The sequence below is a fragment of the Lacrimispora sphenoides genome (assembly GCF_900105215.1).
GTDB classification, from domain to species: Bacteria; Bacillota; Clostridia; order Lachnospirales; family Lachnospiraceae; genus Lacrimispora; species Lacrimispora sphenoides_A.
Window position 1 is genome coordinate 1220759 of record NZ_FOIP01000001.1, and the last position, 24173, is coordinate 1244931.

At 45.6% G+C, this 24173-nt stretch carries 23 protein-coding genes; 7 read left to right on the top strand and 16 right to left on the bottom strand.

Annotated elements, in window-relative coordinates; all coding sequences use genetic code 11:
• Positions 1–90: 90 nt before the first annotated feature.
• The gene (gene tadA / locus BMW45_RS05595; protein ID WP_092241227.1) at positions 91–588 is read right to left on the bottom strand and encodes a tRNA adenosine(34) deaminase TadA; all 498 of its coding nucleotides are present in this window, start codon (positions 586–588) and stop codon (positions 91–93) included.
• Between the two features lie 150 nt (positions 589–738).
• Here tadA and BMW45_RS05600 point away from each other — a divergent pair, with 150 nt between their 5' ends.
• A complete protein-coding gene (locus BMW45_RS05600; protein WP_092241229.1) occupies positions 739–1434 on the top strand; it encodes an anaerobic ribonucleoside-triphosphate reductase activating protein in 696 nt (231 codons plus the stop codon).
• A 28-nt stretch (positions 1435–1462) separates the two neighbouring features.
• Here BMW45_RS05600 and BMW45_RS05605 read toward each other — a convergent pair whose 3' ends face one another.
• Positions 1463–3178 carry a hypothetical protein gene (locus BMW45_RS05605; protein WP_092241231.1) on the bottom strand — a complete coding sequence of 572 codons (1716 nt, stop codon included), beginning with the start codon at positions 3176–3178 and terminating at the stop codon, positions 1463–1465.
• Positions 3179–3295: 117 nt separating this feature from the next.
• On the opposite strand from BMW45_RS05605, the gene nagB reads away from it, so the two are divergent.
• Positions 3296–4030 (top strand): glucosamine-6-phosphate deaminase, encoded by a 735-nt coding sequence (gene nagB / locus BMW45_RS05610; RefSeq protein WP_092241233.1) that lies wholly within the window; start codon positions 3296–3298, stop codon positions 4028–4030.
• 185 nt (positions 4031–4215) lie between these two features.
• Here nagB and BMW45_RS05615 read toward each other — a convergent pair whose 3' ends face one another.
• From BMW45_RS05615 to BMW45_RS05645, 7 genes are all read right to left on the bottom strand, one after another.
• On the bottom strand, positions 4216–5049 hold the full coding sequence (locus tag BMW45_RS05615; protein WP_242883093.1) for an AraC family transcriptional regulator: 834 nt from the start codon (positions 5047–5049) through the stop codon (positions 4216–4218).
• A gap of 98 nt (positions 5050–5147) precedes the next feature.
• Positions 5148–5996 (bottom strand): carbohydrate ABC transporter permease, encoded by an 849-nt coding sequence (locus BMW45_RS05620; protein WP_092241237.1) that lies wholly within the window; start codon positions 5994–5996, stop codon positions 5148–5150.
• Between the two features lie 12 nt (positions 5997–6008).
• Complete coding sequence (locus tag BMW45_RS05625) at positions 6009–6908, bottom strand: carbohydrate ABC transporter permease (RefSeq protein ID WP_092246210.1); 900 nt, start codon at positions 6906–6908, stop codon at positions 6009–6011.
• A 157-nt stretch (positions 6909–7065) separates the two neighbouring features.
• Entirely contained in the window at positions 7066–8454 is a 1389-nt protein-coding gene (locus BMW45_RS05630; protein ID WP_092241239.1) for an ABC transporter substrate-binding protein, read from the bottom strand.
• 15 nt (positions 8455–8469) lie between these two features.
• On the bottom strand, positions 8470–8946 hold the full coding sequence (locus tag BMW45_RS05635; RefSeq protein ID WP_092241241.1) for a heme-degrading domain-containing protein: 477 nt from the start codon (positions 8944–8946) through the stop codon (positions 8470–8472).
• A gap of 78 nt (positions 8947–9024) precedes the next feature.
• Entirely contained in the window at positions 9025–10098 is a 1074-nt protein-coding gene (locus BMW45_RS05640; protein ID WP_092241243.1) for a Gfo/Idh/MocA family protein, read from the bottom strand.
• Positions 10091–11248 carry a Gfo/Idh/MocA family protein gene (locus BMW45_RS05645; RefSeq protein ID WP_092241245.1) on the bottom strand — a complete coding sequence of 386 codons (1158 nt, stop codon included), beginning with the start codon at positions 11246–11248 and terminating at the stop codon, positions 10091–10093. The genes BMW45_RS05640 and BMW45_RS05645 overlap by 8 nt, the downstream gene beginning before the upstream one ends.
• 377 nt (positions 11249–11625) lie before the next feature.
• Between BMW45_RS05645 and BMW45_RS05655 the strand changes: the two genes are divergently transcribed.
• The 3 genes from BMW45_RS05655 to BMW45_RS05665 all read left to right on the top strand — a co-directional run bounded on the left by BMW45_RS05655 (position 11626) and on the right by BMW45_RS05665 (position 13126).
• Entirely contained in the window at positions 11626–12030 is a 405-nt protein-coding gene (locus tag BMW45_RS05655) for a bacteriohemerythrin (protein WP_025230821.1), read from the top strand.
• Positions 12031–12125: 95 nt separating this feature from the next.
• Positions 12126–12545, top strand: coding sequence for an HIT family protein (locus tag BMW45_RS05660; RefSeq protein ID WP_092241249.1), 420 nt, complete (start codon positions 12126–12128; stop codon positions 12543–12545).
• 29 nt (positions 12546–12574) lie between these two features.
• Positions 12575–13126 carry a TIGR01440 family protein gene (locus tag BMW45_RS05665; protein ID WP_054791313.1) on the top strand — a complete coding sequence of 184 codons (552 nt, stop codon included), beginning with the start codon at positions 12575–12577 and terminating at the stop codon, positions 13124–13126.
• A gap of 155 nt (positions 13127–13281) precedes the next feature.
• Here BMW45_RS05665 and BMW45_RS05670 read toward each other — a convergent pair whose 3' ends face one another.
• Together BMW45_RS05670 and BMW45_RS05675 are read right to left on the bottom strand one after the other, a co-directional pair.
• Positions 13282–14952 carry a peptide ABC transporter substrate-binding protein gene (locus BMW45_RS05670; protein ID WP_092241251.1) on the bottom strand — a complete coding sequence of 557 codons (1671 nt, stop codon included), beginning with the start codon at positions 14950–14952 and terminating at the stop codon, positions 13282–13284.
• A gap of 193 nt (positions 14953–15145) precedes the next feature.
• A complete protein-coding gene (locus BMW45_RS05675) occupies positions 15146–16873 on the bottom strand; it encodes an oleate hydratase (RefSeq protein ID WP_092241253.1) in 1728 nt (575 codons plus the stop codon).
• Between the two features lie 209 nt (positions 16874–17082).
• Between BMW45_RS05675 and BMW45_RS05680 the strand changes: the two genes are divergently transcribed.
• Positions 17083–17316 (top strand): hypothetical protein, encoded by a 234-nt coding sequence (locus tag BMW45_RS05680; RefSeq protein WP_025230816.1) that lies wholly within the window; start codon positions 17083–17085, stop codon positions 17314–17316.
• On the opposite strand, the gene dhaS is transcribed toward BMW45_RS05680, so the two are convergent.
• Positions 17313–17876, bottom strand: a complete 564-nt coding sequence (gene dhaS, locus BMW45_RS05685; RefSeq protein ID WP_092241255.1) for a dihydroxyacetone kinase transcriptional activator DhaS — start codon at positions 17874–17876, stop codon at positions 17313–17315. The two genes, BMW45_RS05680 and dhaS, sit on opposite strands and share 4 nt — an antisense overlap.
• Before the next feature lie 14 nt (positions 17877–17890).
• The gene (gene rsmA / locus BMW45_RS05690) at positions 17891–18763 is read right to left on the bottom strand and encodes a 16S rRNA (adenine(1518)-N(6)/adenine(1519)-N(6))-dimethyltransferase RsmA (protein ID WP_092241257.1); all 873 of its coding nucleotides are present in this window, start codon (positions 18761–18763) and stop codon (positions 17891–17893) included.
• Positions 18764–18955: 192 nt separating this feature from the next.
• Between rsmA and BMW45_RS05695 the strand changes: the two genes are divergently transcribed.
• Positions 18956–20245 (top strand): LysM peptidoglycan-binding domain-containing protein, encoded by a 1290-nt coding sequence (locus tag BMW45_RS05695; protein ID WP_092241259.1) that lies wholly within the window; start codon positions 18956–18958, stop codon positions 20243–20245.
• 246 nt (positions 20246–20491) lie between these two features.
• Here BMW45_RS05695 and BMW45_RS05700 read toward each other — a convergent pair whose 3' ends face one another.
• From BMW45_RS05700 to metG, 3 genes are all read right to left on the bottom strand, one after another.
• A complete protein-coding gene (locus tag BMW45_RS05700; RefSeq protein WP_092241261.1) occupies positions 20492–21268 on the bottom strand; it encodes a TatD family hydrolase in 777 nt (258 codons plus the stop codon).
• A gap of 25 nt (positions 21269–21293) precedes the next feature.
• Positions 21294–22049 carry a TraX family protein gene (locus BMW45_RS05705; RefSeq protein ID WP_092241263.1) on the bottom strand — a complete coding sequence of 252 codons (756 nt, stop codon included), beginning with the start codon at positions 22047–22049 and terminating at the stop codon, positions 21294–21296.
• A gap of 88 nt (positions 22050–22137) precedes the next feature.
• A complete protein-coding gene (gene metG / locus BMW45_RS05710) occupies positions 22138–24117 on the bottom strand; it encodes a methionine--tRNA ligase (RefSeq protein WP_092241265.1) in 1980 nt (659 codons plus the stop codon).
• Positions 24118–24173: the final 56 nt, after the last annotated feature.

Here is a 24173-nt window from a genome sequence, read left to right on the forward strand (position 1 = left end):
TAACTCACTTCTTATTCCCCGAAAGAAATCCAGAAATTAAAAAAGCCTCCAAACTGAGATTTATTACTCAATTCAGAGACTTGAATGAAATCACTGTTCTGCTATAGAGGATTTGTCTTCCTGTTTTTTCTTGTTCCTTTCCCGCAGCTCTCTAAAAAAATCTTTCATCATTTGAGAACATTCTTCTCCTAAAACTCCTGTTTCCGTTTCAACCTGGTGGTTAAAGCCCTCCTCATGAAGCATATCAAGCACCGATCCAGCACAGCCGGCCTTAGCATTCATGCAGCCGATAACGACTCTGGGGATCCTGGCCTGAACAATAGCTCCGGCACACATGGGACAGGGTTCCAGGGTCACATACATGGTACAGCCCTCAAGCCTCCAATCCCCTATTTTTCTGCACGCTTTGCGGATGGCATTGATCTCCGCATGGGACAGGACATTTTTATCAATGGTGCGGCGGTTATATCCACGGGCAATGATCTTATCTTCATAGACAATAATGCAGCCGATGGGGACTTCACCAATGGCGCCTGCCTTTTCAGCCTGTTTTATTGCTGTGCGCATATATTTCTCATCTGTTGTCATATTTATTCCTCTTTGCTATTAATATAACTACCCATGCTTTCTGGGCATATTGGGACACCTCCAGGGCATTTCAATATAACTATACCCTCCGGGTGTTTAAATGTGATATACTGGGATAAGTATATCACGAAACAAAGGAATGGTGAAGGTATGAAACTATGCGGTCTTCAAAAAACAACGCTTCTGGATTTTCCCGGCCACGTGGCAGCTACGATCTTTCTCGGCGGCTGCAATTTCCGCTGCCCCTTCTGCCATAACAGCGGGCTGATCGGCAATGAGGCAGAATCTCTGTTCAGTGAAGAGGAGATTTTGGATTTTTTAAAGAAACGAAAAGGAATTTTAGAGGGTGTCTGCATTACTGGGGGAGAACCCACCCTGTCAGAGGATTTAGAACCCTTTATCCGGAAAATTCGGGATCTGGGCTATCTTATTAAACTGGATACCAACGGCTATCGGCCGGAGGTCTTAAAAAAGCTGGCTTCAAACGGACTTTTGGACTATGTGGCAATGGATATTAAAGCAGGCAGGGAAAATTATCCCAAGGCAGCGGGAATCAGGGGGCTAAGGATGAAGGACATTGAGGAAAGCGCTGCTTTTCTCCTTCAAGGAACCATTCCTTTTGAATTCCGCACAACGGCGGTAAAAGGGATCCATAGCCTCCGTGATTTTATAGATATCGGTGAATGGCTGACAGGCTGTCCTAATTACTACCTGCAAAACTATGTGGACTCGGACCAGGTCCTATGTCCTGGTTTCCAGCCTTTTTCCAGGGAAGAGCTCAATCAATTCTTAAACATCTTAAAACCCTTGATTCCCAATGCTATGCTTCGAGGCGTTGAGGATTAATCAGGGCAAGCCGATAAGGGGGCTTAAACTAGCCCCCTAATTTTACATCGGTATACCAGAATCCAAACCTGCCGTCTTCCATTGGCTGATCTTTTGACAGAACGAAATTAGGAAAGCCGAACATTGAAGCCATGTATCGCTCATTGCTGTAATAATGCCCTGGAATTCCAAGAAGGTAACGGGGCATCCCGTTTGGGTTCAATAGTTTTGCCAGAATTAAGTAACGGTAATTATAGTATCCATGCAGAAGGAAGCTGTTGTTGCCATAAACCCAGCTATCCCTTGGAAGGACACCGATATCCTGGGGCTTTATGGTCAGAATTTCACAGCCATCCTCATAATCAAATGCAAGAATCCTTGTATGTTCACGTTTCAACTTTTCCCAAATCATATGATGGGTGTTATCATCCTGGATCTCATTTTGGCGAAGTCGCTCTAGTTCATCAGGATTTCCCAGTTTTGGCCGTGCTTCCTGATTGCCCATGCTTTCTTTTATCATAGCATCTGCCCGGTAACAAGTAGTTTCACCGATTCCATCCTGGGCGCTGAAGGGATAAGGCTCACTGAATACAGCTTCTCTCTCCTGGGCATCCACTGATTTGGCGGCCTCTTGTCGCTCATCTTCCTTCTCCTGCATCTCACTCGGTATGTCTTCCTGTCCGTCATTTTTCCAATCTCCGGATACTTGCTCCGTAGACTGCATGGCATTCTTGCGGGGTTCCTGCATCGGCTCCTCTGCTTTGGCCCAGGCTTCCTGCTGCAGTGATTCCACTGATGCAAACCATTCCGGTTCTCCGGCCGCTACCGGCTCACCGGCTTTAGCTGGCTCTACGCCCGGTTCCTCCATATATTGGAGGTCTTCTTCTGATTCCTCCGTATATTGGATGTCTTCTTCTGACTCCTCCATGTACTGAAGACCTTTTTCCGATTCCTCTATGTACGAATGGTCTTCTTCCGATTCCTCTGTGTATAGTAAGCCGTCTTCTTCCGCTATCGGCTCATCAGACATGATCCATTCCTGCTCATCAGCTTTTGATTCTGCTTTTACCGGTTCCTTATCGTCTGGTATGGCAACATCCATATCTGCATCAATTATTCTCTGGTCAACTTCATCCAGGTGTTCTGCCTGCAGATCTTCCTCTTCCGGCAATTCCTGTTCTTCGGCAACCAAAACATCCTCTTCTACCGTTCGGTCATTAGAGGAGGCCTCAATTGTTTCATCTTGTAAAATCTCTGCCTGGGAAATCTCCCGGGGTTCATCAGGCTTCAGTGGGAATTCTTCCTCGATCTCACGTACCGCCCGTTTTATCTGTTCTTCTGAAATAACGGCCTGTTCCTTTTCCAAAACAACCTTGGTCGCACTCTCCAGATCGACTTCCGCCGCATGGGCAACAGCATCTTCCCAAATGGTCGTATAGGAACGCCATGTATTTTTCACATCATGGATGGTCAGTCCGTAGCACTGATCCATGTTAATTCCGGAGTGTTCTATATCGCTAGCCGATACCACAGTCCTGAATTCACCGGAACCACCGCGTATAAAAATATTTCCCAGGAATATTTCCTGGTCTGCGGCTAATAAGTATACTCCGATATCATTGCCGCCCACATATATTCTTTTGACACTGACCGTAATCTTGCACTGGATCCCTCTCGTCTCTATTTTGGCAAATCCGATGTTTTTTCCTTTGACTGCGCCTTCATAGGCATAAATATATGAGATTAGTCTTCGATAATTAGGCATGCCATCACTCCTTTATAATTATTTTATGCAAAATGCCATTGCATCTATGACACAAAAATGATATCCTTATGAAAAGAATATATAAAATTTTTTTTAAACGTATGGAGGGATAGAGAAATGAAGCTTTATCGCGCGAAGGACTACAACGATATGAGCCGTAAGGCCGCCAATATAATATCTGCCCAGATTATTATGAAACCGAGCTGTGTTCTTGGACTGGCTACCGGTTCCTCACCTATAGGCACCTACAAGCAATTGATCGAATGGTACAACAAAGGGGATTTGGATTTCTCCCAGGTAAAGACTGCGAACCTAGATGAATACAAGGGACTCACCAGGGAAAACGATCAAAGCTATTACTATTTTATGCGTGAGAATCTGTTTCGCCATGTAAACATTGACGAAGCAAATACCAACATCCCTAATGGGATGGAAGCTGACGCCAACAAAGAAGCTGCCCGCTACGAGGAAATCATCAAAGGCCTGGGCGGTGTTGATTTACAGCTCTTAGGACTTGGGCACAATGGTCACATTGGCTTCAACGAGCCATCCGACATCTTCCCAAAGGATACGCACATTGTAGACCTTCAGGAAAGCACCATCGAAGCCAACAAGCGTTTCTTCGCATCAATTGATGAAGTTCCGCGCCAAGCCTATACCATGGGTATCGGTACCATAATGAGAGCCAGAAAGATCCTGCTTATCGTCAGCGGAGCTGAGAAAGCAGACATCCTTTATGATGTAATCTACGGACCGGTTACTTCTAAAGTTCCGGCATCTATTTTACAGCTTCATCCGGATGTTACCATTGTTGCAGACGAAGCGGCTCTTTCCAGAATGGGAAATATTTAAACCCGGTTGCTTTTTCATCCGTTTCCAAATTATATGACAGTATCTGCCCGGCTGCTCCTGCGCCGGGCTTTTTTATGCCTATTTTAAGGGGGCTATTCCGAATAAAAAAGGAAGATAAGGGAATCAAAGAACACAAAAACCAGGGAGGAGATCCGCATAAATGGATATCTTGTAGATAATCCGGATTAAATCGCTTCTGGCGTCTTCCGGTACTGACTGGGACTGACCCCTTTGACCTTTTTAAATACCTCGCAAAAGTAATTGCTGTCATTGAAGCCGCACTTATTTGCAATCTTCATAACCGGGATATCCGTTTCCAGAAGCAGGACCGTGGCTTCACGGACACGGATCTGGATTAAATACTCCTTAAAGCCGATGCTGGTTACTTTTTTAAACTGCCGGGAAAAATAGGTAGGCGCCATATTGATGCTGGACGCCACCTCCTCAAGAGTTACATCCTGTGCGTAGTGGCCACAAATATATTTGGCAGCCTCGTAAAAACGTTCTTCCTTGCAGTCCAGTTCATCAACGCTCTTCTTCTGTCCGGACTGGCTGTGATACATGAACAACAGAATCTCATAAAGGTGACTTTTTTTAAGAAACTGATGGAAGCTGTCCTTGATCTTATCCTCATAGATCAGCAGATTCAGCAGATTCCCGATGTACTGTCGCTTGGCCGGGGGTACACGAATATGGGATACGGAGACGATCTCGTCCACCGCCTCAGTCCCTAATTCGGATTCCATAAGGTTTAAAAAATACGGAGTAAAATTCATAACAATCCGCTCGTTAAACCGGCTGGAATAGTCCAGTGTCCGGTGAATATCCATGTTCTTAATCAGGATTAAATCCCCCGCCTTAACATGATAAAGGGTATGACCGATAAAGGTGCTGCAGCTTCCCGCATAGAGGTAATACAGCTCGTAATAGGGATGAAAATGTGCCTCCTTCATCCGGTAATTCGCCGTAATTTTTTTCCTCTCGATCCGGAATTCCTGCGTATCCTCCATCGCACGCATCTCAAACACAGAATCCCCCCTTCCTATCTATTCTGCCCTTTCAGATCCCTGCAGACGCTTTGTTAAAATTTTTATAAGTTCAGCCTTTTTAATTTATTTTACCCCTTCAGCCCACCGGCTGCAACCCCGTCAATAAACTGATTCTGCGCGGACAGAAATACAGCGACAGACGGTAGAATCACAATGACCGAGAGCGCCAGCACCTTGTTCCACTCAAAACCGGATTCTGAGTCCATGATAAGCCGAAGACCCAGAGAGGCCGGATATTTTTTGACTGTATTGATATAGATTAAGGGTCCCATGAAGTCATTGGAGGCCCACATAAACTGAAACAGGGCGCAGGATACCATGGAGGGCTTCACCATGGGCGTCATGATCAGCCACAGACGCTGCCATGTGTTGCAGCCGTCGATCTCCGCTGCCTCCTCCAGTTCCCTGGGTATCGATCTCATAAACTGGATCAGCATATACACAAAATACGTATCTCCCGCAAAAAAGCTGGGAACTACAAGAGATAGGTAGGTGTCCAGCCAGCCGAATTTGTTGAACATCAGAAACTGCGGCACATTTAACACCACCTGCGGCAAAAGCAGGGTAGAGAGAAGGATACCGAACAGGAAGCCCTTTCCCCGGTATTGGAATCTGGAAAAGCCGTATGCCGTTATGGTAGCGGAAAGCACGGTTCCGATCACTTTGGGAATCACGAATTTGTACGTATTCAGCATATAGACTGCAAACACCGTCTCCGTTGATTTCCACCCCTTACGGTATGCCTCAAGCGTAGGGTGGGTTGGGATAAAACCAATGGAGCTGAATATCTCGTTGTTGCTGGCTTTAAAAGATGCACCTACCATCCAGATCATCGGATAAATCATGATCAGTCCCACGGCAGTCAGCAGCAGATAGCGGATACCTAAGGAAACTCTTTTTTTCCATATTATATTCATCTTTATCCGTCCCTACCTTTCCTCATCGCCGTAATAGACCCAGTACTTCTGGCTGATAAAAGCCATTGCCGTAAATGCTGCGATGATCGCAAACAGCAGCCATGCCATCGCGCTGGCCATGCCCATGGTATTTGTCTTAAACGCGTTCTGATAGACCAGCAGGGAGATCAGTGTGGTAGAACCCATAGGTCCGCCCTTTGTGATGATAAACGGTCCGTTGAACTCCTGAAATGCCTGACAAAGTTGTGTCACTAAGTTGTAAAAAATTACAGGTGTGATCATCGGAAGCGTCACACTGAAAAACTGCCTGACCTTTGTGGCCCCATCTATAGATGCCGCCTCATATAAATCAACCGGTACGCCCTTTAAGGCCGCCAGAAAGATTACCATGGAGGACCCGAACTGCCACACACGCAGCAGGCATACCACAAAGAGGGCGTATTTGGGCGTTCCCAGCCAGTTTAACCCCTCCCCTCCAAACAATCCGATGACCTGGTTTACCAGACCGTTCGTCTGAAACAGAAACTGCCATAACACAGCAATTGCCACGGAGCCTCCCAGTATGGAGGGAATATAGTAGACCGTCCGGAACAGACCGATTCCCTTAATCTTGAAGTTTAAGATATAGGCGATAAACAGGGCAAATACCAGCTTTAGCGGAACTGTCAGAAATGCGTACTGAAACGTTACTGCAAACGCCTTTACATATTTAGCCGTGTGCATAATCGTGTTATAGTTGTCCAATCCGATCCATTTTGTGTTGGTGTTAAACATGTTGTAATTAGTAAAGCTATAAAACAGTGATGATAAAAACGGGTAAAGTTTAAAAATCAGGAACCCTATAAACCAAATGGATATGTAAAGATAGCCGATATTCTGTCTTCTGGCCCTCTTTTGAGAAATCCCCCTCATATACATCGCCACTCCCCTTTCCGGTACTTTTATAAAAGCCCACATTCCTTTCGCTGAATCCAGTTATAAAACCTGCGCCCTTCCACTTAGCCTCTTCCTCTCAAATACTCCCCGGCATATCATGACCCTGACCTGGGATATACCGGGGAGTGTATTTTTAATATGAATTCGCTGCGTAGACTTCGTTGCAGGAATCAATCAAATACTGTGCCAGCTCGGAGGGGTCCCCCCCTGCGCTGAGGTTTTCAAATACCTCGTAGTAGATTCCGGTATCATCCTTTAGCGCAGAATTTTCAAAGTTAGGATCCACCGCAAATCTGGCTACCTTCATAGCCTGCTGATTTCCTTCAAAGGACAGTCCCTTCAAAAGCCCTTCATCCTCCAATACTTCATTTGCGTGATGGTTTAACAACATGCCTCTCTCGGTGGACATCAGCTTAACGCCCTCGTCCACCGAGGTAATGAATTCCAGCAGTAAGGCCGCCTCGGCGGGATGCTCTGATGTTTCCGGAATGGAAAAGGTCTGTGTGATCTTTGTAAAGCCCGCATCCTTCATTCCCTCTCCGGTGATATGGGGTCCAAGAACAAACTCCTGGCCCTCGTTCAGAGAATCGTTGAATTTGGCCTGAGCAGCATCCCATTCATAAATGCCCGCATACTTTCCGCCCATCCAGTTCTGGTTCCTTTCGAGCGTTGTGGCTCCGTCTCCCTGGAGAGTCTTAACAGACGGCATCACATGCTTTTCCTCCAGACTGTTTATAAATTCCAGGCCATCTAAAACCTCCTCCGGCGTATAGGCTACCACATTGTTCTCCGCCCAGGGCTTCTGATATTTCTCCTGCATGTAGTACAGCATCAGCAGCATTCTCTCATATTGGAACATCGCCATGGGATAGTAGTCGCCGCCAAGCTTTGTCTGGAATACGTCGCCTGCAGCATAAAGCTCGTCCCAGGTTCCGGGAATCGGAATACCGGCCTTCTCAAACGTGGTTTTATTCCAGTAGAAGCATTTGGTATTGGTTCCAAGAGGCAGTCCCTGCAGCTTTCCGCCCACCACGCAGTCGTCCAGGATCCCCTGGGGATAGTTATCCAGGGAAAGGATATCGGCGTACTGCCTAAGATCTACAAATTTGGAGCCGTCTCCAGAATATTGAAACAACCAGTTCCAGTTGCCCTGAAGCAGATCCGGCGCTGTACCGGCGCTGAGCTGGGTCGCTACCTTTTCGGTCCATCCGTCCCAGGTTCCGTACTCGCATTCCACCTTGATGTTGGGGTATTTTGCCATAAATGCGTCGACAGCAGCTTTCGTGGCTTCATGTCTCGTGTCCCCGCCCCACCAACTGAAACGGATCGTACACGGCGCACTCCCTGGCTCCGCCTTTACCTCCTGCGCCCCGGCAGAAGCCATTGCTGCTCCACTCTCCTTACCGGAAGTCAAAGCCTCCTCTGTCCCCGTAGCTGCGGCCTGTTTCGTCCCCTGACCCGTACAGGCAATTAAAGATACCGCCATACTAGCCGCTGTAAACATTGCAATCAATCGTTTCATAAGCCCTTCTCCTTTTTACTTTTCTGTTAACAGTTTTTTTAATACATCTATTATAATCCCATGGTCTTCTTGATGGGAAAAACCGGAGGCCGTTATAGTCCCCACTACTCCGCCGCAGCTTCTCACCCGGACCGGGAACGCGCCGCCTACCTCAGCATAAGTGCCGGGGTCCAAGTGCCATTTTTCATCTATGGACATCCCCATATCCGCCAGCATATAATGCGCCCATAAGGAACTGTGTCCCGTGTAGAGTGCCGTGTTTCGTTTTCTTCGGAGCATCTCGTCATTGCTGGGGGCGTTTCCATTGCTGGAAAAATGAAACAGCGTTCTTCCGAATGCGCTGATATTCACCGCAATTTTGTTTTTGCGTCTTTTGGCCTCCTCAATCAGCTCCAGGCCGATTTTCAGCGCTAAGTCCGCATCAAACTCCTCAAAGACCAGATTCTGTTCCAGCCGCTCCAGATCTTTTAACAGTTCCTCATATTCCTTCATGTCTGTGTCTCCTTTTGACCTATCCTTTGTTCCGGCCCTGCGGCAGTGGTTTACTGATCTTAATTTTAGCCTGTAGTATTATGCCTGCCCTTTGTTCCAAATCTGTGGCTGTGACTGCACCACAGTTCCGGGGATCTTTAGCGCCTCTTCCATAAGTATCGCCAGGTAGGCATCCTGAAGGGCATCCTGAAGGGGGTAACGCTCAGTTCCGTTCCGGATATATTCCTCCATTCCGTCTAACAGCACCGCCAGCGCCGTCTCGTCCTCCGGTAGGCCGCTTCCCGGAAATGGATTCCGGTAGACAGCCCTTTCCCCTAAATAAACCGCTTCAATGGAGCCCGCCTGTTTCCCTGTCTCTATCCTCAGTTCCTGTGTCACCGGCCTGCGGTTTTCATCCAGAAAGCGAACCGTAAAATCGTCAAGTTCCCCAAACGGTCCCTGGAGATTCATATGCCTGCTTCGCAGAAAGGAATGGTACTGGACGCTGCAGAAATCAAAAAATGCCGTTTTCCCGCTTTCAAACTCAAAGGTAAAACGTTCCAGAACATTCTGCGACAGTTCCCCGTCTGTGACCACGCCCCAGCGGGAATCCGTTTCCACGACGGAAACCGGGTAGGATTTTCCACATATGCGTACCGGTTCATCCCCCACCTTCAAAAACCTCCGGATCAGGCTGGCTCCATGATAGCCGTGAGCCAGGGACAGTCTGAAAAAGGCCGGTTCCCCCAGTACACCGCTTTCTGACACGGCTAAGCGGCCGGCAATGGCCGGATAATTTAAATATTGCTCCGCCACCAGTATTTTGTGTCCGTTCTCTGTTCGGAGCCGCCACAGCTCGTTAAGCTTGGGGAGCTCCAGAGAGGGCGGAGTCTCAATGAGAACCGGAAATCCGGCCTCCATCCAGAACCGGCTTACGGAGAATATGGATGGTTTACTTACCGCCACCACAACGAAATCAGGCTTCATTGCTATGCAGTCCCCGGAGGATATACTAGTTAAAACGCCATATTCCCGGCGGATATTCTCCGCCTTCTCCTTAGACCGGCAAAGCATGGCGCACACTTCAAAACGCTCCGGAAGAGCCTTTGCAATTCTTAGATAAAATAAGGACCGCCACCCGGAACCGACGATTAAATACCGCAGCTTATTCATTTCCTCCGCCTTCCCCGTGAGGCTCTATATGAAGCTTCTCCTCCTCACACACCCGTTTTTCCAGCTCCCGTTCGTAGGCTTCGGCGTCGATGGGCAGCGTCACCTTTTTACCCAGCCATGCGGAAAGGTAGGCGGCATTGGCGATCTCCAGAGCGCGTATTCCCTCCTCGCCGCAGGCGGTTAAGGGCTCATCGTTAAACACTGCAGCCGCAAAGTTTTCAAACATCTGCGGATAAGGCTCTTCCTGCCTGCCAAATTCCTCTATTCTGTATTCCTCACCCAGATCTTCTCTGGCGTTACAGGAAGCCCGCTTCCCATACTCCCTTGTATCCTCGTTGTATTTCCAGAAGTGGAGCGTATCGTCCTCCAGAAGCAGCTTTCCTCTGGTTCCCACAATCTCCAGCTTCTCCGTCCAAGTTCCTTCCCCCGTAGTCAAGATGAAGGCGGCAGTCATCTTGTCCGGATATTCCATCAGGACCGTGGCCTCGTCGTCTACCAGAAATTCATTGTACTTTCCAAATGGGATCTCGGCGTAAACAGCCGAAGGCATACCGAACAGCCATTGCCAGATATCCAGAATATGCTGCCCCTGATTGATCAGCCCTCCGCCGCCTTCCCCGCTCCAACTGCTGCGCCAGTCCGCTGACTGATGATACCGGGCGGTTCTGAAATATCTGGAGTTTTCTAACAGGACTCTGCTGACTTTTCCCAGCTCCCCGCTGTCTATCATGGTTTTGATCCTTTTATATTTCCGGTAAAGGCGCTGATGAAACATCATGGCAAATTTCTTTCCCGACGCAGCTGCAGCCTCGTTCATGGCGCAGCACTGCAGCAGTGATACCCCGGACGGCTTATCACAGAATACATGCTTCCCATGTTTAAATGCCTGAACCGCAAGCTTGGGATGCGTCCTGTGGGGGGTCACGATGAGCACCGCATCAAATCTCCAGGCTTCCCCATACATGGCTTTTGCACTGTCGAATATGACGGTTTCGCTGCTAAGATTTTCTTTCACCCACTGCTTTGACTTCAAACTTCGGCAGCATACCGCTGCCAATGTCAGAGAACCATTCCTATCCCCGTCGATCATCTTTGCATAGGTTTTTCCCATGGAACCGGCCCCTATGAGTGCTATTTTAATTTTCTCCATATGCCCCCTCCTCTCACCTATATCATAGCAGGAGCCAAACCGGCGCCACCACAATTTTTTTATGTATTTTAGATGGAATCTTTGTTTTTTTGTCTTTTCTTAAAGCTGTTTTCTCTATAAAATGAGTTGCTTTCTATCCGAAAATGTAATTTTTGGTTGGTTGTTTTCATACCTGCCCTATAAATTTTTACTGTTTTAAGGACCTTTTCCCAATAATTTATTCCGGTCGCTTTAAGGCATGAAAAAACTGCTGCCGAGGATTTAAAAGCAACTGGTTTGAAAGACATTGCCCCTTAAGGAGGTAGTAAAATAACGGTTGGAATTTATCTGGAAATAGTGTAGAATGAGTTTAAAACTTAAGATAAGGAGACAGTAATATGGCATATACATTTTCAAAAGATTTGGAAACCGGCAACCAGTTAATTGATTCCGAGCATCGCCAGCTGATCGATGCAGTCAATAACCTGCTTACTGCCTGCTCCACAGGGAAAGGACGTGCGGAACTGGCTAATACCACCAAGTTTCTGCAGGAGTATACTGCAAAGCATTTCGGCAATGAGGAAAAGCTCCAGATCCAGAATCAGTATCCGGATTATGTAAACCACAAACGTTATCACGAGGAATTTAAAAAGGTGGTGGCTGGAATCTGTGCCAAGCTGGAAAAGGAAGGCCCAACCATCATTCTTGTAGGTGAAGTCAACAGTGCCATTGCGGGCTGGCTGATCAACCACATCAAAAAAGAGGATGCCAAGGTGGCCGCTCATATTAGAAGCAGGGCCTAATCTTACAGAGTGAAGTGCATCTCATGGAACCGGTATTATGACAGAACAGGCCGGAAAACTAAAACAACGCTCCGGCAGAAGAAAGGAACATGATTATGAAAGATCCAAATTGCGCATACTGTATGAAGGGAGATCTTGTTGCAAAATTCGGCTATCCTATTTGCGAAATGGAGACAGGATTTTTATATTTATTTAAAGAGCAGAGTAAAAAGGGCAGAGTGATTCTGGCTTATAAGGATCACGTAAGCGAGCTGATTGATATTGATGATGAGGAAAGAAATGCCTTTTTTGCTGATGTAGCCAGAGTTTCTAAGGCTGTCCATAAAGTATTTAATCCGGATAAGGTAAATTACGGCGCTTACGGCGACACCGGATGTCACCTTCATATGCACATTGTTCCGAAATATAACGGCATGGACGAATGGAGAAGCACCTTTACCATGAATCCGGACAAGATATATCTGACAGATAAAGAATATGAGGAAATGGCGGCTGCCATCCGTGCAGCATTATAAAAAAAGACTTATAAGGAGGAGGCCATATCATGTTGGATGAAATCAGATCGCAGGCCGCAATGGCTGCAAAAGAGCTGCTGGAAGTGGCACACTTAAATGAGAAGGACTTGGTCGTAATCGGATGCTCCTCCAGCGAGATATCCGACCACAGGATCGGTTCCCATTCCAGCGCGGAAATCGGACAGACTGTGTTTTCTGCCATTTATGAAGTTTTTAACGAACAGGGGATTTATGTTGCAGCCCAGTGCTGCGAGCATTTAAACCGGGCTTTGATTCTGGAAAAGGAAGCAGCCATGCTCTATGGCTACGAACCGGTCAATGTAGTACCGCAGTTAAAAGCCGGCAGCTCTCTTGCCACTGCGGCTTACCAGACCCTGCAATGCCCGGTGGCGGTAGAATCCATTAAAGCCCATGCCGGGATTGATATCGGTGACACGTTGATCGGCATGCACTTAAAGGCCGTAGCCGTTCCAGTCCGCATAAAGACCAGGTATATCGGCGCCGCCCACGTGGTCACCGCCCGTACCAGGCCGAAATACATTGGCGGAGCCCGCGCCTGCTATGACGAATCCTTAGGATAAACAGGGATCATGGAACCAGGCATCCGGGACAGCAGTCTGCATTACTTTACACAACGTAAAAAGCGCATCTTGAAGCTGTTTTTACAGCCGGTCAAGACGCGCTCTTTTTACGTTTTTATTATGCTATTTTTTTACGGTTCCTTTTGTTCCAGTCATTATTCCATGGTAGCATGGGTAAAGAACCAGAAGCCGTATGGAGAGTGCCATGTACCCTTTAATTCAGGCTTCTGCAGATAGAAATCGCTGGAGTATACAAGCGGTGCAACCGCTGCGTCTTCCATGATCAGCTTTTCTGCCGCATGAAGCTTCTCATAATGCTCTGTCTTATCAGCAGTATCACGGGCCTGGTTTAATAAGCTGTCCACCTCAGGATTCGAATACTTTCCATCGTTGTTTCCGCTTTCAGTTGTGAATAAGTTCAGCATATTGGAAGGATCATCATAGTCATATACCCAGCCTCCGCGTGCAATCTGGAAGTCACCGGCACGACGGGTTGGTGCGAAGGTAGACCATTCAACAATCTTAATATCCATTCTGATACCAAGTTCGCTCCAGGCGCTCTGTAAATATTCTGCAATTGCCTTATTATAACCGGCATCATTGGTCATATATTCGATCACTGGGAAGCCTTTTCCGTCCGGATAGCCTGCTTCTGCCAGAAGCTCTTTTGCCTTATTAAGATCTTCTTCGTAATTGTTTACATTAAAGTAATCACCGCCGTTGTTCTTTCTGGTGACTTCTTCAAAGGAAGAACCGCCTTCTGCATCAGATATACCAGGGCCTACAAAGTTGTTAGCTGGTAAAACGGTTCCTGCCATTACGGTACTGGCAACATATTCCCGGTCAGTTGCAAGGGTCAACGCACGGCGTACCAGTGTATTGTCAAAAGGTGCCTTTGTGGTGTTGAAGATTGTATAGGAAGTCGCCATACGAGGTTCCAGATGATAATCAGGAGTGCCCTCAAGGCTTGGGATTTCGTCAGTAGGAACATCCTTGATCATGGAAACTTCCCCTGTCTGGTAAGCGCTGTAAGCTGCGTTGGAATCTTCCATAAGGACAAATTTTAAGGTATTTAAGGTTACAGTATCTGCAGCCCAGTAATTTTCATTCTTAGCAAAGGTGATATGGGAACCTGGTACCCACTCGATCATCTTTAACGGTCCGTTGGATATATAACTATCAGGAGTTAAGGACCACTGGTCACCCTTTGCCTCTACTACATCCTCTTTTACAGGAGCCATGCTGGCATGGGTGGCGATTTTATCAAAATAAACGCAGGGAGACGCAAGCTCCACTACAAAGGTTTTTGCATCAGGTGCGGATACAGCCAGGGCGTCAACATTTCCTGCTGTTGCCTCATCATATCCTTTTACCATGGAAAGCATGTCTGCTGCATAAGGAGCTGCTGTCGCAGGGTCTGCCAGACGCTTCCAGGAATATACGAAGTCTTCTGATGTAAGCTCAGAACCGTCGCTCCATTTCAAACCATCCCTTAAATGAAACGTATAGGTAAGTCCGTCATCACTCACATCATAGGATTCTGCCTGTCCGGGAATAATATTATTATCCTTATCAAAGGTCAAAAGTGTCTCAAATGCGTGCAGGATCATATTAGCTGCATCAATTGATGAATTTAAGGCCGGGTCAATGGTTTCCGGATCTGGACCAATCTGAACTGCCAGATCAAGACCCCCTGCAGTATTTCCTGCTGCTTCTGTTTTCTGTGTTTCATTGCCGGCCGTACCGGATTTACCGGAACCCCCGCATGCTGTCAGGATCATCCCTGAAGCAAGGACTGCCGCTAATACAAGCGCCTTTTTCTTCATATCTGTTCCTCCATATCTGCTATTTTTTGCGTCCGCCCTTCACAGACAGCGCAGGTTTTAGCATATCACAGAAAGACGGTTCTTGCAACGTGGAAATTTATGACACCCGCGTGTTAACACGGTGATTTGGTAAAGGGCCAGACATTTCCCGGAGCGGAAAGTGTCTGGCCCAAAAAGACATTTTTGTATTTTATTAACGGTATGAGGTCTGTACTGCCTTCATTAAAACCTTTGGTTCCTTCACATATGGGGTGACCGGACAAACCTTTTTATTTGATCCCATCAGGGTGTAAACAGCGATTCTGGCGGCCCTTACCGAATATTCCTCGGTAAATACCATGTCGTCCGGAATCTCCACAAACTGGCTTATCATAGCGAAGTTGGTAGAGCCGGCTGGAACTACCTTCGGGCGGTCAGTCATCTTGCGTGGCTGGAACTGGGCATCTACATAAGGCATCATGCAGGGAATGACGTTAACCACATCTGCCAGAATTTCATCCTTACGGTCTTCCATATGAAGATGGTGGAGAAGCTCGATGAGCATTTCCTCTCCGGTACAATCCTTCATCGGTTTCTTTATGAAGTCTCCTTCACGATCCGTATAAAGCCCGTATCCCCAGAAGATCGTCTGGTCCATAGGCTGATTGATAAAGTGTGGCTGGGCAGCTACAACAATGCTCATCAGCCAGTTGGAATCCTTAAAGGTCATAAGTGCTCCGCTTCCAGGTACATTGCCGGAGTAATCCTCAATCAATTTAAGAAGCTTATTTCCACGGCTTGTTACGGTAAAGCTTTCCCAATTGGTCTCATGAACATCACCAAAGAATGGGTAAGGATTACCAAGGCCAGGCTTCTTTGCAGATACCTTGGTCCATAATTCCCCGGATATTGGTCTTAAAACAGGCTCCGGTGCCGGAGTGTGGAGATCTCCCAGGGTTGCACTGTCGGTCATACAAGCATTGGTCATGATGCAGATATCGCCCTCCTGAAGCTCTAGCTGTCTTTCTATTCCATTATCTTTTAAGTGAAGCACCTTAGCCGTAATCCCGTCTCCATCTGCGAAATCAATATCAGTAACCGTACAGTTTTCCGCAAAGACAACTCCCTGCTTTCTTAAATAGTTTTCCAATGGACGGATCACACTGTCATACTGGTTTAATGGAGTTCTTGTTACCCCTTCCAAGGTATTGATCCTTGAGAATTCCAGGATCATCCGGCGCATGTAGCGGCGGAACTCAAAAAGGCTGCTCCATTTCTGGAATGCAAAGGTGGTCTGCCACATATACCAGAAATTCGTTGTAAAGAAATGAGGCATGTCAGCGAACCATTCCTCTATAGTCATATCATCCAGCTTTTCTTCCGGTGTATTCATAAGCTTTAACATAGCCATGCGTTCCTGCTGGGTAAATCCCATGCTCTTCACATCAAGGATGGTTCCATCCTTGTCCACAAGCCTGGCCTTCGCATTGGTTGGGTGGGCATGGTCAAAGCTTAAGATCTCTTCGGTCACACTCCTTGCAGGGTTATTTAAAGACGGGATGGTACGGAACAGTTCCCAGAAGTTTTCATACGTCTCTTCATTAAGCATACGTCCGCCCCGGCATACAAAGCCTTTTTCCGGGGTACCGATACCATCGTTGCTTCCTCCAAGAATATGCATTCCTTCAAAAATCGTGATCTGGTCTCCCGGCATGTTGCAGTCGCGTATGAGATAAGCCGCTCCTGCCATACTTCCCAGACCGCCACCTACAAAATACGCTTTTCCAGGGGCCTGCCCATTTTCCATATGCCTTATGTTTTCTTCATTTTTTAAATCCATCTGTTTTTTTGAATAATCATAGGCTTTTTTTGCGGCTACTCCCGCCGCAGTTGCCGCAGCTCCCCATGCAAGCACTTTTCCGAAATTATTTTTTCCTCTCATATGCAACGCTCCATTCTATGAATTGTGTTAACTGATATGCTTATATTATCATACTTCATTTTATCCGTCACCATACATGGTTTTTCAGTTGTATAAAAAAACGACATCAGGGAAATGATGTCGTAAAACCAGACAAATATTCAATTTTGTCTATAGAAGATTTTTTTACCTTATTTTAATATGAATATAATGATAAAGGAGGACTTTTTATGTCGGCCACTATACACAAACATATCCGGGAGTCCGTCCTTAAAACGGCGCTGCTCCACCAGTTAAGAAATGGACAGAAATCTCCGGAGCGAACCGCCCGGAACTTAGAAGAGCTGTTGGAAAAATTCAGCCCTATAGCTGCAGAGCTTTTTTCTTATTCTGATCTGGTTTCGCTCATTAAAAGCTGTACCAAGGAAGAATGCCTGGATATCATCATGCATAAGCTTTCTTAAAGCCCCGCCTGGCTCCGGAGATAACCAGCCCGCTCCGAAGCCTTGGCCAGGCTTTTTAAGCGTTCCGCCACGAGCTGCGGCTCTGTTCTCATTCCCTTCTCCACCCAGTCAACGATAATCCCGCAAATGCCATATGCATAAAATCCTGAGTCAAAATCCCTCTCCTCATCGGTGAGCTTCTTCTTTTCATCCAGCTTTATTATCGCTTCGGAAAACAGGGCCTTTGCCATATCAAACAGATAACTCTCAAAGGTATGTTCCTGTTCTTTGATGGTATTGATATAAAAGGCCTTTTCTTCTTTCATATTCTGAAGCAGTTCATAAATCTTCTGGTCCCAGTTCTCAAGGGTAATGTCTTCTGCTATTTTAGCAAAATTCTCATTGTAATAGATCCAGCTTAAAAGTTCATATTTATCCTGAAAATGATAATAGAAGGTCTGCCGGTTTAATCCCCATACGGATGTGATATTGGATATGGATATCTTATCAAAGGGTTTTTCCCTGCATACCTGTTTTAAGGCTTCCGCTATTGCGCGTTTTGTAATCAGCGAATCCGACATAATCCCTCCTGCTCTTATCTTTTCATTCCTGTAAAATAGTTGCTGAGAGAAGCAAACTGCTCTAGAGTCAATGCCTCACCCCGTACAGATGGCCCAAGCCCCAGGCTTTCAACCGCTTCCGTGATCTGCTCCTTTGTAAAGGGAATTTCCGGCGAATTGTTTAATCCGTTTTGAAGCGTCTTTCTTCTCTGGTTAAAGGATGCGCGGATCAGCCGGAACATAAGCCCTGAATCCTCTGCCTTTACCAGTGGTTCCTTGTGGCGGGTCAGGCGGATGACCGCAGACCCTACGTTAGGACGGGGCATGAAGCAGTTAGGTGGGACGTTTGCCACAATATAGGGCTCTGCATAATACTGAACGGCCAGAGAGAGGGCGCCGTAATCCTTGGTACCAGGCCCTACCTGCATGCGGTCCGCCACTTCCTTCTGAACCATGACCGTGATATTGTCGATTGGAACCTTGTTTTCAAAAAGACCCATAATGATAGGGGTTGTGATGTAATACGGAAGATTTGCAACTACCTTGATGGGACGTCCGCCGTTAAATTGTTCCGTTATCTGATTGATGTCAACTTTTAGAATATCCGCATGGATAACGGTCACATTCTCATAGTCCGCCAAAGTCTCGTTGAGAATGGGGATCAGGTTTGAATCGATCTCCACTGCCACGACATGTCTGGCATTTTCAGCCAGGTACTGTGTCATCGTACCGATCCCCGGCCCGATTTCCAGAACGCAATCATCCTTTGTTACGCCTGCCGCGGCTATGATCTTATCTAAAACGTGGGTATCTATTAAAAAATTCTGTCCGAATTTCTTCTGGAATGCGAATTCGTATTTCTTTATGATCTCAATTGTTTTTTGGGGATTTCCTAATTTACTTTGCATATAGTATTTTCCATTCATTTTTTATTAATTTATGGTATCTTATTATGATCTAAAAGTCAATGATTTATAGACAGGCCCAGAATTCCGGATTTATTGCGTAAGATTTTTGAGATACATTATATCTATACTATAATGTTATGAACATGTAAGATAAGCATATAATTGTATTAATAAGATCATTTGAGGGAAACCATGATCATACACGTTGTCCAACCCGGTGAAACCATAAATTCAATATCAGATTATTACAAAATCCCTGCTGACAGATTAATATTGGAAAACGGAATTATAAACCCAGGCAATTTAGCAATTGGCCAAACAATTGTGATTGTTCAACCGGAAACACTCTATGCCGTTCAGCCTGGCGATACTTTGGAGAGTATTGCGGAGCAGCATGGTACTACGCCAATGGATTTACTAAGAAATAATCCTTATCTTTCCGATAGAGAATTCTTGTATGCCGGTGAAACGATAGTTATAAGCTATCAAACTAATAAAACAAGAACGATTGCCACTAGTGGTTATACCTTTGCATATATAGATAAACCTGTTTTAATAAAAACGCTTCCTTTTTTAACATATTTGACTATATTCAATTACAGGGCTACAAGTGAAGGAGAAATTATCACCATTGCTGACGATGCTGATGTAATTCAGTTGGCTAAAAATTATGGTGTTGCGCCCATGATGTTTATTTCTACGATTACGGAAGAAGGAACAATTACTCGTGAAGTAACTCAGAATATTTTAAATAACTCTTCTGTGCAAGATCGCCTTATTGACAATATTCTTCAAATGATAAAAACAAAGGGTTATTATGGAGTGAATATGTATATCGAAGATATTACACCGGATAACATAAACAGTATTGTAGAATACATAAAAAAGGCTTCAGCTATATTTCATTCAGAAGGTTATAGAGTACTAATAACCACAACGCCAATTATGAATATTCAGGGGCCTATTGTCACCTTTGAAAAATTGGATTATTCACGATTATCTGGATATGTAGATGGAATTCTATTTGCTTCTTATGATTGGGCTAGATTTTATAGTTATCCAAGCTCAATTTTCCCAGTTAATGTTTTAAGAGAACTATTAGACTACGTAACCAGTATTATTCCACCCGAATTATTATTCTTAGGAATCACTACACTCGGTTATGATTGGACACTACCCTATGTTCCGGGTGCAACGGAAGCAACTGCTATAGCAAACAATAATGCAATACAGATTGCAGCAGATAACAATATACCAATACAATTTAACGAAGCAGCACAGTCACCTTTTTTCTATTATATGGATAGTGACGGGATTCTTCACTTAGTATGGTTTAATGATGCGAGAAGTTTTGAGGCAAGAGCCGGGCTGGTAGCAGAATATGATCTTCAAGGTTTATCTCTCTGGACTATTATGAGATTTGATACCCAAATGTGGTTTATTATTAATACTCAATATTACATCCAGAAGTTGTCCTTTTAATACCTGAAGGCTTAAAGCACCTATGCTATTGCCTTAGCGGCGTAGTGCATTGCTCATAATGCGAAAAGGCTGGCTTACCGGCAATTCAGGGGGCAAGAGGGAGTTAGATGATCTTTCAATGTGGAGGTTATACAAGGCATGTTAAAGTTTTAACGGGAAAATACATCATACATGGCAGGAATTGATATAAGAATATAAGGCATAAATACCTCTTTAATGGAGGTATTTATGCCTGTCCTCCGTTTTTTAAGGCTGTTCCTTAAGCCTGTAAAGCCTTTTGGCATTCTGATTGGTGATATCTATAACTGTTTCTTCCGGGATTCCCTTAATGGCACTGATTTCCTGCACCACATAAGGAAGGTTTAAGGAGGAATTACGCTTTCCCCTGTTGGGAGCGGGAGCCAGATAAGGGCAGTCTGTCTCAAGGACCAGCTGTTCCATTGGCATATACTCCACTACTTCTTTCAGTTTTTTTGCATTCTTAAAGGTGAGGACGCCTCCGATCCCAAGAAAATACCCCATATTTAAGTATTCCCTGGCAATCTCCTTTCCATAAGAAAAGCAGTGAATCACTCCTCCAATGTCCTTTGCCCCCTCTGCCTTCATGATATCCAGAGTATCCTTTGCCGCATCCCGGCTGTGGATGACCACAGGAAGCTTCACTTCCCTTGCCAGGCTAAGCTGGCGGATAAACCACTTCTTCTGAGTTTCATGGTCCGGCTCATCCCAGTAATAATCAAGACCAATCTCGCCGATTGCCACGATTTTCTTATGGGCAGAATACTCCTTCAGCCAGGCTAAGTCTTCCTCGTTTAGTTCTCCGGTTTCATTTGGGTGAACACCTATGGCGCCATATACATATGGATATTTCTCTGCCAGTTCAAGGGTATGTCTGGAAGATTCCATACTGGCCCCCACATTGGTAACAGCCTCAATTCCATGGTTTAAAAGGCTTGCCAGCAGTTCCTCCCTGTCTTCATCAAATGCCTCATCATCATAATGGGCGTGTGTATCAAAAATCATAGGAATCTCCTTTTAAAACAGTTTCTTACTTTATAATAATCAAACGCAGGATATATAGTAAAACTAAGTGAGCGGGATAAAACCAATAAAAAAAGTATTTTAAATTCCCTTTCCCCCTTGCCCCGCTGTACATTCGGATGGGGATGAAGGCCAAGATGGCAGCCCCAAAACAGCTAAGACTTTCAAAGGCAGCCAGGATTCCTGCAAATATGGTCTGTCTTTTCTTATCTTTATAAAACACATAAAAAAGCAGGATCATGGTAATCCCAATGATATCATAATCACATTTCAAAATAACTGCAGCACTACATCCAGCCAAAAATACCAGGGTCTGTCTGATTGGGTTACCCAAAGCCTTATCATACCAGTAAAGGACACATAGACCAATGAACAGGGTAACATATACATTCTGATAGCCTGGGTAAAACCATTTGCCAAAGAGAGCCAGATCAAACGGAATTTCGGAAATTAGGGCGAATAAAAAAAGCCTGGCACCATATTTCTTAATATCCCTGGTGTGGAAAAATCCTTCTACCAGCAGAAAACAAAAGATAGGGAATGCAATTCTTCCAATGGTGCGGAGCACCAGGTCAGCGATATTCCACACGCTTCCGCCCGAAAGGCCAAACATCTCCCAGGCCGGAAGTTCGTCCTGATATTTTAATATACCGTTTTCAATGATTGCCACTCCGATATGATCTATGAGCATGGTAACAATGGCGATCATCTTTAAGGTGTTTCCTGTTATTCCTCTCGTTCGGGCGCTCATTGATTCCTTCATGGAATCCTCCTTCTTAAAACAATAAGGCCGGATCTAATTACCCGGCCTTTCGTTGTTTCTTTTAAGCGTCTTCAGACATTCCCCTGTATTAGCAGATTTCTGCTCCTGCCGGCATTGTTTTCTCCGGTATCATAAGGGATAGATTGCCTTCTGCATCCTCCGCGCAGAGAAGCATGCCTTCAGACATGACTCCAGCCAGTTTTGCTGGTTTTAAGTTTACCACAACCATCACCTTTTTGCCAACCATTTCTTCTGGTGAATAGTGGGCTTTAATTCCGCTGACAATCTGTTTTACCTGGCTTCCGATTCTTACCTTGGAACACAGAAGCTTCTTTGACTTTGGAACCGCCTCGCAGGCAATGATCTCGCCTACCTGGAACTGCAGCTTGGCAAAATCGTCGTATTCGATCTCTGCCTTGGCTTCTATATCAATCACTGCAGAAGAATCTTCTTTGGCAGTCTCTTTCAATTCTTCCTCTTTCGAACCAAACATGGCTTCTACATTCTCCATGACTTCCTTGATATCCATACGGGCAAACAGGATCTCCGGTTTATCCGTCACCTTGTTTCCAGAGGGATATAAACCGAATTCATTCATCTGGGACAAGTCTCTTTTTTCTGTATTAAGCTGGTTAAGAATCTTTTTGGATGTATCAGGCATAAAGGAATCAAGGAGGGAGGCTCCGATGGTAATAGCTTCCGTCAGATTATAAAGAACGGTTTCCAGCCGGCTCTTTGATGCCTCATCCTTAGCAAGGGTCCATGGAGCAGTTTCATCAATGTATTTGTTGCTCCTTCTGAAAATATTAAAGATTGCAGTCATGGCATCAGCAACACGATGCTTCTCCATCTTCTCCTGGACCTTTTTCACTTCTTCCAGCACCACTGCCTTTAAATCCTCATCAACAGCCTCTGCTGCCTTTCCGTCTGACACGATTCCGCCAAAGTACTTATTGGACATGGAAATGGTACGGTTCACCAGATTGCCCAGGATGTTGGCAAGGTCAGAGTTCATGCGTTCCACCATAAGCTCCCAGGAGATAACTCCGTCATTGTCAAAGGGCATTTCATGAAGGACGAAATAGCGGACTGCATCCACGCCAAAGAAATCCACCAGAGTATCCGCATAGAGGACATTTCCCTTGGATTTGCTCATCTTTCCGTCCCCCTGAAGCAGCCAGGGATGACCAAATACCTGCTTTGGCAGGGGAACATCAAGGGCCATCAGGAAAATAGGCCAGTAGATTGTATGGAAGCGGATAATATCCTTTCCGATGAGGTGAAGGTCTGCCGGCCATAATCTGGCAAACTGCTCACTGCTATTGCCGTCACAATCGTAGCCGATGCCGGTAATATAATTGGTCAGCGCATCAAGCCAGACATAGGTGACATGCTTCGGGTCAAAGGACACCGGAATTCCCCATTTAAAAGTAGTCCTGGATACACATAGATCCTGAAGCCCCGGAAGGAGGAAATTGTTCATCATCTCATTTTTTCTGGACACAGGCTGGATAAAGTCCGGGTTCTCATTGATGTGGTTTATCAAACGGTCCGCATATTTGCTCATGCGGAAGAAATATGCCTCTTCTTTCGCCGGCTTTACCTCACGTCCGCAGTCCGGACATTTGCCGTCTACAAGCTGGGATTCCGTGAAAAATGATTCACATGGGGTACAGTATAAGCCTTCGTAATGTCCCTTATAGATATCACCCTGATCATAGAGCTTCTTAAAGATCTTCTGAACCTGTTCTTCGTGGTCTTTATCCGTGGTGCGGATGAATTTATCATAAGAGGTGTTCATTAAATCCCAGATTGTTTTAATTTCACCGGCTGCCCTGTCTACGAATTCCTTCGGTGTGATTCCTGCAGCCTCTGCCTTTTCCTCAATCTTCTGGCCGTGTTCATCGGTTCCTGTCTGGAAAAATACGTCATAGCCTTCCGCTCTTTTATAGCGGGCAATGGCATCCGCTAATACTGCCTCATAGGTATTGCCAATATGAGGCTTTCCTGATGCATAGGCAATAGCTGTGGTGATATAGTATGGTTTTTTGTTAGAATCTTTACACATTCTGTTTTCCTCCTGTTTATGAAATGGGATACGGCAAAGGGACTTTTTCCCTTCCC